Annotated in this window: 9 protein-coding genes; all 9 read right to left on the bottom strand. The window is 39.8% G+C overall.

Annotation, left to right across the window (positions count from 1 at the left end; genetic code table 11):
• Nucleotides 1-197: 197 nt before the first annotated feature.
• Nucleotides 198-2,054, bottom strand: coding sequence for a proline--tRNA ligase (locus tag H346_RS0100855; protein WP_027969400.1), 1,857 nt, complete (start codon nt 2,052-2,054; stop codon nt 198-200).
• 196 nt (nt 2,055-2,250) lie between these two features.
• Nucleotides 2,251-3,510: an RIP metalloprotease RseP gene (rseP, locus tag H346_RS0100850; protein WP_027969399.1), complete on the bottom strand. Its 1,260-nt coding sequence runs from the start codon at nt 3,508-3,510 to the stop codon at nt 2,251-2,253.
• Nucleotides 3,511-3,602: 92 nt separating this feature from the next.
• Nucleotides 3,603-4,397: a phosphatidate cytidylyltransferase gene (locus tag H346_RS0100845; protein ID WP_027969398.1), complete on the bottom strand. Its 795-nt coding sequence runs from the start codon at nt 4,395-4,397 to the stop codon at nt 3,603-3,605.
• Between the two features lie 12 nt (nt 4,398-4,409).
• Nucleotides 4,410-5,159 (bottom strand): isoprenyl transferase, encoded by a 750-nt coding sequence (locus H346_RS0100840; protein ID WP_027969397.1) that lies wholly within the window; start codon nt 5,157-5,159, stop codon nt 4,410-4,412.
• Nucleotides 5,160-5,393: 234 nt separating this feature from the next.
• On the bottom strand, nt 5,394-5,750 hold the full coding sequence (gene yajC, locus H346_RS0100835) for a preprotein translocase subunit YajC (protein WP_027969396.1): 357 nt from the start codon (nt 5,748-5,750) through the stop codon (nt 5,394-5,396).
• Nucleotides 5,751-5,843: 93 nt separating this feature from the next.
• The gene (locus tag H346_RS0100830) at nt 5,844-6,188 is read right to left on the bottom strand and encodes a DUF6568 family protein (protein WP_027969395.1); all 345 of its coding nucleotides are present in this window, start codon (nt 6,186-6,188) and stop codon (nt 5,844-5,846) included.
• A gap of 313 nt (nt 6,189-6,501) precedes the next feature.
• Nucleotides 6,502-10,146 carry a pullulanase gene (locus H346_RS0100825; RefSeq protein ID WP_027969394.1) on the bottom strand — a complete coding sequence of 1,215 codons (3,645 nt, stop codon included), beginning with the start codon at nt 10,144-10,146 and terminating at the stop codon, nt 6,502-6,504.
• A gap of 201 nt (nt 10,147-10,347) precedes the next feature.
• Nucleotides 10,348-10,581, bottom strand: coding sequence for a hypothetical protein (locus tag H346_RS0100820; protein WP_027969393.1), 234 nt, complete (start codon nt 10,579-10,581; stop codon nt 10,348-10,350).
• Between the two features lie 540 nt (nt 10,582-11,121).
• Nucleotides 11,122-13,458 (bottom strand): endonuclease MutS2, encoded by a 2,337-nt coding sequence (locus tag H346_RS0100810; RefSeq protein WP_027969392.1) that lies wholly within the window; start codon nt 13,456-13,458, stop codon nt 11,122-11,124.
• Nucleotides 13,459-13,510: the final 52 nt, after the last annotated feature.

Raw genomic sequence — 13,510 nt, 5'->3', positions numbered from 1 at the left:
TTTGGACAAAATAAAAAATCTAAAACGCTCTAATATCAACGTTTTAGGATAACGTGATTGCGTATAAATTTTAAAACATTATAATAGCACTATAGCAAAAAGATATTATGGCAGGCAGATTATTTTAATTCAAAACAGTGATAGGGAAATACCCATAAACAAAAAAAGGCTTGGAAACGCTCCAAACCTCTTATCACTTAATCCTCTTTTGTTAGAATTTCAAGGGTTTCAATCAAGTTTTCAGCATTAACATCAATACTATCGCCAGTTGCCTTGATTTTAATTTCAACAATGCCTTCGGCAGCTTTTTTACCAACCGTAACACGAATTGGCAAGCCGATTAGGTCGCTGTCAGAGAATTTTGAACCAACACGTTCATGGCGGTCGTCTGTCAAGACATCATAGCCTTTAGCCATCAAATCTGCTTCCAACTTCGCTGTTAGGTCTTGTGCCACTTGATCTTTGACATTAACTGTAATCAAATGCACATCAAACGGTGCCAACTCTTTAGGGAAATTAATTCCCCAAGCATAGCGGTAATCACCTTTTGGTGTTTTATTAATAAACAGACGTGCATGCTGTTCAATAACAGCTGACAAAATACGGCTGACACCAATACCATAACACCCCATAACGATCGGAACGGCTTTGCCATGGTCATCAAGAATAGTTGCTCCCATACTGTCTGAATAGCGCGTTCCCAATTTGAAAATATGACCTACTTCAATCCCACGTGCAAACTGGAGAACACCGTGACCATCTGGGGAAGTATCTCCCTCCCTAACTTCGCGAATATCAACGTATTCCGCCTGGAAATCACGTTTTGGATTGACACCAGTCAAGTGGAAACCGTCTTTATTAGCCCCTGCAACTGCATTAGCAAGGTCTTGCACTTTGCGGTCAGCTACAATGCGACTGCCTTCTGCCAAGTTTACTGGACCAAGCGACCCAAAACCTGCACCAAAGAAGGCACGTGCTAATTCTTCACTAGCTGGCTCTAGGAAGTCTACACCAAGATAATTTTTCAATTTGACATCATTAACCTGATCATTTCCGACTAATAAAGCAACAACTGGTTCATTATCTGCCATGAAAAGTAAGGTTTTAATCGTCTCTGTTTCGTCGATCGAGAGAAAAGTCGCTACCTCATCGATGGTTTTGCAATTTGGTGTTTCAACTTCCACTAAGGCATTTTCTGAAGCCACTTTTGAAGAAGGCTTATACTCATTGGTTGCCATTTCAAGATTGGCAGCATAGCTTGATTCGCTTGAATAAGCGATGGTATCTTCACCAGAAATCAACCAAGCAGCCAATTCTGCTTTGATTTCTTCTAAAACCTCTTCTGGAATATCAGCTAGACTTGGAATGGATTTATCCAATACTAGCCAGCGTTCTAGGTCTGTACGAGCAGGTGTAATTGCCATAAATTCTTGAGAATCCTTACCACCCATAGCACCACCATCACCAATAATGCCCTTGAAATCCAAGCCTGCTCTGGTAAAGATGGCTTCGTAAGCTTGACGGTAGTCTTCATAGGTTACGTCCAAATCGTCATCGTTTTGATGGAAACTGTAACCGTCTTTCATGATAAATTCACGGGTACGTAATAAGCCATTACGAGGGCGTTTTTCGTCACGGTATTTGGCTTGAATTTGGTAAAGGTTTAACGGTAATTGCTTGTAAGATTTAACCGCATCACGCACCAAGGTCGTAAAGGTTTCTTCGTGGGTCGGACCCAAGATAAAGTCTGATTTATCACGATTTTTCAACTTGTAGAGATCTTCACCATAAGTGTCATAACGACCAGATTCACGCCATAAGTCAGCCGTCAAAAGGGCAGGTGCCAACATTTCAACAGCACCAATTTTATCAAACTCCTCGCGCATAATGGTCTTGAATTTCTCAATAGTACGGTTAGCAAGTGGTAGATAAGCATAAATCCCTGCTGACACTTGGCGAACATAACCAGCACGCACCATAAGTGCGTGACTAATAACCTGTGCATCACTTGGCATTTCGCGCAAGGTTGGGATAAGCATTTTACTTTGTTTCATAAATATTAATACTAGATACAAAACCCGTAGTTCGTTAAGCAGATCACTAATTCAGTGACCATTATTCACTTTACTGTCGGGCTATTCAACAATCTGAATAAGTATTCCTTTCATTTTATCGTTACATCGGTTATCAAAACCACTTTTTAGCGTTGACACCCAACTCATTCTCAGTCGTTTTTGAGCCTTTGACAGTCTAGAAAAAGGCACGCATAATATCATTCCAAGTAACAGCGATCATGAGAACAACCATCACGGCAACGCCGGCAAGGGTAATATAGGTTTCTGTTTCTCGTTTTAAGGGTTTACGTCTAATAGCTTCAATAAGGTTCATCAAGATTTTACCACCATCAAGGGCAGGGATCGGAATTAAATTGAAAATCCCTAAATTGATAGAAAGCATCGCCATCAACTGCAAAACCGATTCAAGACCATTTTGAGCCGCTTGATTTGACATTTGGTACATAGCAACAGGACCACCTAACTTGTTCAAACTAAAAGCAACAATAAGACCTTTCAAAGCATTTAAAATGGTAAACGCTCCCGTCCAAGCTAATTCAAATCCACCTAAGATTTTATCCTTTAAACTCGTTTTTAGAGTAACCTGCACACCTAACACATAATGCCTGCCACGCTTTTCTGGTTTTAAATCAACGGTTTTGACAGCCTTTCCTGACTTGTAGGTAACTGCAATCGTTTTTGATGGCGGCAACTGTCTGGTTGACTGATCAACGGCCTGAGTCAAATCCCTCCAATTAGCAATCCTGTACTGATTAATTTTCAAAATCTGGTCACCATTTCGAATACCGGCTTTCGCTGCAACACCATTTTCTTGAACCCGAACATGGTTACTACTAAAGTCAGCCATTCCCCCTTGCATAAAAACCAAAATAACAAAAACCACAATACCAAGAATAAAATTATTCATGGGACCTGCAAAGTTAGTGATCAACCGCCCACCAACGCTAGCATTTTGGTACTGAACATCAAGCGGTGCAATCCGGATCTCCGTCCCATCTTCTTCGACAATGGTTGCATTGTGATCAACAGCATAGGTTTTGATATCATCTAAAACCAAGCCTGTAATCCTTAGCTGATCTTCCAAATCATAAGCTGTCACATTCATGGGAAGACTGGTTGGATCAAGCTTACTTTGCGACAAGTTAATCCGTTTAACCAGTCCTTGTTCATTAAGGGTCAAACTAGCTGGAGTACCTGTTTTAATTTCTGTCTTGTCATCTCCCCAGCCAGCCATTCGCACATAGCCACCCAAGGGTAAAATTCTAAGCGTGTAGAGAGTACCTTCTCGGTCAACATGTGAAAAGATTTTTGGACCCATGCCAATAGCAAATTCCCTAACGAGAATCCCAGATTTCTTAGCAAAATAGAAATGCCCAAATTCATGGACAATAACTAAAATTCCAAAAATAATAATAAAGGTTATTATTCCTAACATAGAGTTCCTTTCAGTCTATTAATTATTTTAAGCAGCTGATCGCTTTCTGATACATTTTTAGAGCCAATAAAGTCAGTTTCAGTTATCCTAGCTTAAAACAACCCAAAGAGGTGCATGATGGGAAAAACAAAAATCATAGAATCAAAGCGATCCAAGATGCCACCATGCCCTGGAATGATTTTGCCTGAATCCTTAACCCCAAAATGTCTCTTAATGGCGCTTTCAACCAAATCTCCAAATTGAGCAACTACAGAAAAGAGAACTACAAACAACAACATTCCTAAAAAGCTGTGTGGGGCATAAACAGACTTATCAAAAAGCATGAAAATCAAAGAAACAAATACTGCGCAAGTAATACCACCCAGACTTCCCTCAATGGTTTTGTTAGGAGACACCTTAGGCAATAATTTGCGTTTACCAAATTGGCAACCAATCAAGTAAGCACCCGTATCTGTTGCCCAAACAATAAATAAAGCCAGCAAAACTTTATCAATTCCTGAGATGCGTGCATTGACTAGATTTTGAAAACCAATACCAACATAAAAACTCGTTGCAATCGGAAAAACAGCTTCTTCAAAAGAATAGGCGGTACTGTTAAAAACCGTTCCTGCCAAGAGGAAAAAGACGAAAAGCCCATAACCAGCAAAACTAGCATCAATCGGTAAAAACGTTAGATACTGATCTATTGGTACTGTTAAAACAAACACTGCTAACATTGCAAAAACAGATTCAAATGAAAAGACCTCAAGCCCTTTCATTTTTAATAATTCAGATACCCCTATCATGGCTAAAATGCCAACAAATAACTGAAAAGGTAAGCCACCCACAATGAGAAAGGCTAGAAAAATAGCTGCTGCTATTGCTCCCCACATGACACGTTCTTTCATAATCATCTCCTTTTAAACCCCACCGAAACGGCGGTGACGGCGATTATATTCTCCAATCGCCTTTAATAGTTCTGCCTTTTTAAAATCCGGCCACAGAACTGATGTAAAATAAAGCTCGCTATAAGCAGACTGCCAAGGTAAAAAATTGCTCAAGCGCAACTCACCACTTGTTCTGATGATCAAATCTGGATCTCGGTAGAGATAAGGCAAATGGTCAGTCATCAGATAATTGGCAATCAAATCCTCTGTCACGTCACCAGGATTTAATTTGGCATCCAGAACATCTTGGGCAATCAAACGGACTGCACTGGTGATTTCTGCCCGCCCTCCATAATTGAGGGCAAAATTCAAAATCAAACCGGTATTACGTCTTGTTTTTTCAATGGCTGCATTTAAGGCATTCAAGGTCTCTTCTGGTAGGCGGTGCGTTTCACCAATCATCTGAACCTTGACATTATTTTCGTGCAAAATAGGAACGTACTTATCGAAAAAGGTGACCGGTAAGTCCATAATAAAGGACACCTCATCTTGAGGCCTAGACCAATTTTCCGTTGAAAAGGCATAAACTGTCAAAACCTTTACACCCAATTCTGAAGCAGCAATCGTCACTTCCTGCAAGGCTTCCATACCTGCCTTGTGACCAAATACTCTGGGCTTTAATCGTTTTTTTGCCCAACGTCCATTTCCATCCATAATAATTCCAATGTGCCTTGGAATTTTATCTAAAACAACTTTTTTTGACTTCGCTTTTAATCCAAACATGTTTTTTCCTTATTGATAAGCATACTTATCTCATATTCTACCACATTTTGCACCATTTGGCTCGCTTTTTATGACTAGCTACTCTCTTCTTTAAGAAGGCTTTTAACTAAGAAGACGATCTACTTATTCATTTTTAAGGGACCATTTTTTCAACCGATTGGCTTACAGATGGCTTTGATCACAAGTCTGAAAAACAAAAAAAGCTTGGAAATCTTATTCCAAACTCCTTGCTGCTTAGTGGCTTTCGATAGCAGCATCTGTTTCGTCCGAAGCAGTAGCTATTGATGTTTCAACAACGGCACCATCTGCTTCAAGTGATGTCATTTCAGCACTTGCCTTTGTCACAACACGCTTAATGGCTGATAATTCAAAAGTAAGGAAAACCCCATCAACATCCAAAACAATTTTCTTAGCAGCCGTATCAACATCATCAACGATCGCAAACATGCCACCAATGGTTACAACCTCATCACCTTTTTCAATAGCATTTAATTGATTCTGACGTTCCTGTGCTTGTTTCTTTTGTTGACGTTGCATAAACCAAATCAAACCAATCATCACAACAAACATTAAAATTGTTGGAAATCCCATAATGTCTCCTTTTTATTCTATAAAAGTCATGTCCTACTATAACAAAAATACATCTATATAGCAAGACCAGACAATCGTTTCTTAAGAAACCCTTTACGACTCTAAAAACCGTAAAATCTCTTCTTCGCTTAAACTAGAATCACAAACTGCCTTCAACTGGTGATTGTCAATCAAAATCAGTGCCGGTACCGTTACTAATTGATAAGCCTGACGAAATTCTTGAAGGTCAGCCTGATCTGCCATATTCTCACTATTAACAAAGAAAATAGCTTTCTGATAATCTTTAGCGACCCGAGCTAATTTAGGCGCGAAGCGACGACAATAAGGGCAAGTGGAGCGCCCCAAAAAGACAATCCGTTTCCCCCCGCTGTTGATGACTTCTGTCACATCAGCAATCTTTAACTCCGTAAATGCAGCGATGGTTTCTTCAAATGTCATTTTTTATCACCCTCCTTTTTTGAAATCTTGTCATTTATCATACACCAAATATAACAGATTCTCAACTGATTGATTTTCGCAACCTCCCTACTAAAAACACCTATTCACAGTTAAACCTCGTAAAACAACGGTTGGCATCATTAAGGGTCTTCCGTAAACATCCCATGACACCTCACCTTTTAGAATAGCTGTCCTAAGTGCAATTGCTATGATTTTTAGCCCGCAGAATGCCACAAACCTTTCTTTTGCTACTAGAAACTAAAAATAGAACCTGACTTGACATCAGATTCTATCTAATTTTAGCTGTAACGACTTAGTCTTTTTTTCGTAAGCCTAACAAGCCCATCGCTGATAAAAGCAAGGCTAACCCCACTGCCAAAATGCCTTTTGAAGAGCTTTCACCTGTTTGTGGCAATTTTTCTGTGGCAGCAACCCTTTTTTCTTGGATACTTGTTTCGCTACTAAGCAGTTTAGGACGTGATCCTTGGGTTTTGGTTTGATGAGTTCTTGCTTGGCTATCAGGATTACTATCAGCTCCCTTAGCCACTTTCAAAACAATGGCAGTCAAGCCATCAATCACTAAACCATCCTTGGTAAAGCGAATACCTTTTGGATTACTAATAGCTGAAACACCAGCCTGCTGCGCATCCACTAGCACTTGTGCTCCAAGTAAATGGCGATAGTTTTTCGGTAAAACAACCGTTCTGGCCTTATTGTCTGCATTAACAAAAACAGCGTAGCGGTCTCCATTTGAAGCAATAGTCTGATAACCAATAATGAGGTCTTCTTTTTGAATATCTCCTTGTCCAGCTTGCGTTATCAAGGTCACATCACGATTAACTTCTGTCATACTGCCTTTCCTAAAGGCATCGCTTGACCGACGAAGCGCAATTAAGCCCTTGGTATAAGCTTGGGTCTGATGGTTAATTGGATTGGTTTTACTATCCGTTGCTTTTGCCCAGTCAAAATGGTTAACCGCATCAGATGAATCATAAGAATCGTGGATAAAATATGGGTATTCAGTCACAGCATCAATAAGCGTTGCTTTATTTGGCACCTTATCATCAGCCACCTTTTTTCTATAATCTGGATTCAGTAGGTGCTTGGTTCGCCCATATTCTTGACCAGAATGAAGGAAAGCTGTTCCTTGTGCTGTCAAGATCAAGGTGTTTCCTAGACGGATACGCTTATGGATCTCTTCCTCAGCAATTTTGGGGTCTTTGTTAATGGATTTAGCAATAACGTCATGTAGGGTCAAATTATCGTGAGCTGCAATGTACTGTACCACATCACCAGGAGCGTCTGCTTCAAAATTACCCGGTTGTGCCTTGATATTTTTGAAAATTCCCTCTAGATTTTTAGCGCCACCAGTGATAAAAGCTGCGGTTCCTTCACTCGGAAAACCTGATTTCAATGAATTTCGAATATCATCAGAAAAAACACCTACAGTATCAGTTGCCTTCATCCAATCTTGATCAGCTGCCGTTTCTTTTTTCCCTTCATCGCCTTGATAAGTACGCCATCCTTCTCCGATCATAATAGCATTAGGGTTTATGGCTTTAGCTGCTTTAAAGGCAGCCTCAATAGCCGCTGCATCATGGTCACCCATCATGTCAAATCGGAAACCATCTACCTTGAATTCACGAGTTAAGTAAGCAATAGAATCCACCAAAATACGACGACTCATGGCATGCGTTGTCCCTAAACGACCGCCACCAAAGCTTTCTCTTGGTGTGCCATCTGCATTCATGAAATGATAGTAATGAGGTTCCAGGTCTTCAAAAAGATAGGTTCTAGCTGTATGATTATAAACCACATCAAGAATGACACCCATACCCCGTTTATGAATCTCATTAATTAAATTTTTAAGCTCTGCAATTCTTAATTTAGGATCTTTAGGATTTTCAGAATACATGCCCGACAGTGCAAAATAGTGTTGCGGGTCATAGCCCCAGTTGTAATTGTTATCTGAGGAAGTGTAATGTGTTGAACGGCTTTTGTCCAGTTCATTCACATAGAAATAACTCAAAACTGGTAACAGCTGAACATGAGTCACCCCCAATTCTTTAAGGTAATCCAATTTCTCAACAAAGGCTGAGAAAGTTCCAAATTGGCTTTTCAATTTGCCATCAAGTGTTGGGTCAGAAGTAAAGTCACGTACATGTGCTTCATAGATAATTGCATCTTCACGTTTGTTAAAGTGGTCAATTTTTGCAAAATTTAAATCTTTAGGACCTAGCTTACTTGGGTTCACAAAAGCTGCCTTGGCAGTTTTAACCGTATCAGTGACACTTTTGTTATCCCACGCAGCCAATGACTTGGCATAAGGGTCTAAAACCATAACCTTATCTGTGCCACGTGTGATTTCATAAAGGTAGTAATAACCTGTATAATCGCTAACACCTGCCAAACTTTGACCTGTCAATCTGGTTCGCCAAACCCCTTTTTCTGACTTGGTTAGCGGCACTTCTCCAACAACTTTCGTTTGATCGTTTTTATCGTAAACAATAACCCTTACACTATCTGCACTTGGAGACCATAGTGCTAAATCAACGGAGCCATCTTCTGCTAGCCGTGCCCCTAATTCACCGTTGTAAGCATACAGTTTATCTTTTAACTGCCATGATTGACGAGCTACTTGGCTAACACCGCCAAACGCAATGGTATAAGTTGCTCCTGCTGCCTTAAAATCACCTTTTAGACTAATAACCGAATTGGTTTTATCAATAACAAGATCGCTAATAGTAACTGCTTTGCCCTCTTTATCCGTGACTTTAATTCCTTTTAAAAGCTCTTCCTTATCAAGCCCCTCAACAGTGGTAAAGGTTGCTCTTAATTCTGTTAATTCTGTTTGCTCAGCGCCTTTTAATCGAACTTGATCAATGTAATAAGGATTGTTATAAACTTTTGGATCTGTATCTTTAACAAAAATTTGGCTATGGTGATCAAGATCTTTAAAAATATAATCCTTTGGCTGAATTTTAACAGCATCACCCGACTTACTCTTATCCAAAATCAAAAAACCAACTTCCTTAGCCCCGTTTTTCAACGGTACATCAATATAAACCCCGTAAGGTCCCTTTTTGACAAAATCAATACCATTTGGCCAATCTGTTGATGGCTGTTGAACATCTTTAAATACCCAAGCAGCTAGATGATCATAGTTTCCAGAGGTATTACGATAATTAATACGGATATACCCCTTTTTTACCGGTTCATAGGCATGCGCCTTATAGGATTCATCAATCCAGGCTTCATTCATGTCAGGTGTTAAAAGCGCAATGTGTTGGTCTTTAGACAGGTTTTCTCCCGCCTTGTTATTGATCAAATAAGACAGTTGTCGCCGCCGATTTTCCGCTAATTTAACATCAAGATAATAACCGTAGTCATCTTTTTTAGCGCTACTCATTGGAATAGCACCATTTGGCCAATCTGTTGATGGTTTTTCAACATCATCCCAAACCCACAAACCAAGGCTTTCCACCGCCTGATCTTTAGGAAGCTGCTTAAAGTGAAACCGAAAGTAACCCGTTTCGATAGTCGGTTTCTCTTGTGTAGCTGCCGATTCCGTTTGAGGTACCAAAACCTCTTCCTTGGCGGGCTGCGGTGTTGATGCAGGTAAGGCTTCAGGGATCGAAGAAGTTTCATCTGTTTTCCCTGTTACATCCTTAGTTGTCGGTTCAGTGACTGGTTTAACAGCAACGCCAGCGCTTGCATTATTAGAACTTTCTTGCACAGTCTCTGGAGACTTTGCCATTTCTGAATCACCGGTCGTAACTACTGATTTGTCTGTCGATTGACTCACAGTAATAGCCGTTTCAGAATTGGTATCCCGTGCCAAAACCTGTGGGCTATATAAAAGGAAACCGACCCCTGTTGCTACTGATACAACACCCATGCTTATTGTCTTAAGCATATCGTTTTCCTGTTTTTTCCCTTGCTCCTTTAACTTTATCATAAGACCTCCCATGTGATAAATATTTCAACAAAACCATCTTAACACATTGTGCAAGCGCTTGCAACAATAAATCCGATTTCTCCGCATAAATCTGCTTACAAAATCATCAAACAAACGCCATCTTACTTGTTAACAATAAAAAAACCACACTAGAAAGCATAAGCCACTGGAGTTATTTTCAGAAGTTTATGACTGTGTAAATCAACCACTAAGCCAAGTCCAAACCAATCTAAAAATTGTCCCAAAAAAACGTTTATGATCTTCTTCCCAAACTTTTGGGGATACAAATTTATAACCATCATCATACCCAACTGTATTTCTTTTAAGCCGAGCATCACTTTCATAAAGATTAGTAGCTGGATCATTAGGATGACCATCTTTGATATATTGGCTAGAGGAAAGGGTATCCCATTGAACTACCTTTAAGCGAACCACAGTTTCTTCTGCCTGTCTTCCTTCTTCTTAAACCTGAGTATCCTTCTGATTGTCTATTTTAGGAATCATCTCATCTTCACTCTTGTCCTCATCTTCAGAGACAGACTTAGTTGAACTCTCTTTCTCCTGTTCTTCCACTTCACTTCTATCACTGGTTTCATTGTCTTGTTTCTTCTATTGTCATTTTTACTATCACTAGTCGATCCATTTGAATTTCTCTCACCACTAGGTGCTGGTACACTTAGTTCTGGACTTCCCTCCTCACTGACCGGTTGGGTAACTAGTAAACGAATTCCTACCAAGACTGGTACAAGTACCCCGACTGTTAAAAATTTTTGTTTGCCCTTATTTGACCACACTATACATCAAAATTATTTTTGAAACATAATTTCTGACATTCACAAACGGATTTTATTATATATGGCAAATGTCATCTTTTTCCCATTAATAAAAAAACAATCAATTCAATCGACACAATCAAAAAATGACCACCTCCATAGAAAGCGGACATTTTAGTGCTATCCCAGTAATTACCTGCCTTTATCCCAAGGTTGCAATGGTACAACCTGAGCCACCAGCATTTTGCGAGGCGTAGGCGAAGCTTTTAACATGCTTGTTTCGGCGCAGGTATTTGGTGACGGCATCACGAATCACACCTGTCCCGATACCGTGGATAATATCAACCTGACTCATGTTATTTAAAAGGGCCTGGTCAATAAACGCATCAAGTTCTTGCATAGCCTCTTCGTAACGCTTCCCACGTAAATCCAACCGAGCCTGTGGACCACTACTTGCAGCAGCTCTTTTGATCACATTAATGGCCTTTTTCTTGATTTTCTGAGCCTCTTCTACTACTTTAACAAGGTTAAATTCATCTTCTTTTAGTGTCATCTTGATTAAGCCAACTTGGGCTTCCCATTTCTTGTCTTTGAGTTCTTTAATCAAGGTTCCTCTTTGCCCATAGGCAGTTACAATAATATCATCGCCTACACGAGGCGTACGTAACTGTTTCGCTTTTTTCAAAACCTTATTTTGAGATAAATTCATTTCTGGCAGTAATTTTTTCAACTGACTTTTAGCTTCAATGAGTTCATGTGGTTTGAGGGCTGCTTTTTCATGCAAACGGTTTAAAATAGCTTCACTTTCTGCCAAGGCCACATCAACAATTTCTCGCGCTTCAAGGGCTACTTTTTCAAGTTCCTTGTCCTTTGCATGAGAAAATTCATGGTAAAGTTTCTTGACAGCACAGTTAAATTTAAGATTATCTTGCTCTACTGCCTTGATGTGATCAAGACGTTTCCGACTTTCAAGAGTTTGTTTTTCAAGCTGCTCAATAATCTGATTAACATCACTATCAGTGTCTATCAGTTCTTGTGCTTCTTTAACGATATGGTCTGCCAAACCGAGCCGTTTTGCAATCTCAAAAGCGTTAGAACGACCTGGAACACCTTGCATAAAGCGATACGTTGGCTTGAGACTAATACTATCAAATTCCATACTAGCATTTTCAACATTGGCTGTTTCAATCCCATAAGCCTTTAATTCAGGATAATGCGTGGTTGCCATGGTTTTAATATCGGTTAAGCGTAGCTGTTCTAAAATAGCTATTGCAAGGCTTGCCCCCTCTTGTGGATCAGTCCCAGCCCCCAATTCATCAAAAAGAACCAAGCTATCTTGATCAGCCTGATTTAAAATTTCAACGATATGGGTCATGTGACTAGAAAACGTCGACAAGCTTTGCTCAATCGACTGCTCATCGCCAATATCAGCGTAAATGCCCTTAAAAATAGCTATTCGTGACCCCTTATCCGCTAGAATAGGTAGTCCAGATTGTGCCATTAGCTGCGCTAAACCTAACGTTTTTAACATGATCGTCTTACCACCTGTATTGGGACCTGTAATCACAATCACAGCTAATTCATTTGAAAAATACAGATCATTGGGGACTGGATTTTGAAGAAGAGGATGACGACCATTTAACAGCTGTAAACTCTTATCCTCAGAAATTCTTGGGACAGTTGCCTGCTTATCTTGAAGATAGTAATACTTAGCACGGACGAAATCCAGATGACCCAATAACCAAGAGTTATTCCTAAGCGCACGGCTGTAGGGACGTAACAAATCAGATAAATCTCGCAAAACACGAGCCACTTCATGACGTTCATCGGCTTGTAGCTGTGTGATTTCCTCATTTAACTGCACAAGGGCACGTGGTTCAATATACACTGTATTGCCTGATGCTGAAATATCATGCACAACACCCGCCACCTTATTACGATAGGTATTTTTCACCGGTAAAACACTGCGGCCATTTCGGCTAGCAACCAGGTTTTCAGATAAATAGTCTGCCTGTTTTTTAAGCAAGTCTTGCAAAATGTGACGACTGGTATGTTCTCTGTCTGAAATACGTCGACGAATGTTTTCTAATTCTGAACTAGCAAAACTTTCGACAAACCCCCCGTCATTAATCGCCTGTAAACTCCCTTGAAGGCTTGGAAACATCTCTAATTTGTCAAAAAGCTGCTTTAAAACAACCAAGTCCACCGTTTCTAACTCTGTATAGAAACGACCAACCTCCGCTGAAACATGTAACAATTTTTTAACGTCTAATAATTCTGAAATGCTCAATTCAGCATCAAGCTCCAAACGACGCATACTCTGAGACACATCTGAAAGACTCCCTAAAGCAAAGCTGTGTTGCTCACCAAAAATAGCAGCCATTTCGTCGATTTCTGTAAAATATTGCTGTATCTTCTCCTTGTTAATCAAGGGTTCTAGTTGAGCAAGTTCAAGCTGCCCCTGTTCTGTTTGCAAATAAGGGCGAAATTGTTCTTTCACTTTGTCAAATTCTAACTGTTCTAAAATTTCTTTATTCATAATAACATTATACCTAAAATTACTTAAAAAGGCATTTCAAGCCTTAAAAACA

It is taken from the genome of Streptococcus castoreus DSM 17536, from assembly GCF_000425025.1.
Taxonomy (GTDB): Bacteria; Bacillota; Bacilli; order Lactobacillales; family Streptococcaceae; genus Streptococcus; species Streptococcus castoreus.
The sequence above is the reverse complement of the archived record's forward strand: the minus strand, read 5'-3'. Positions and strand labels throughout refer to the sequence as shown.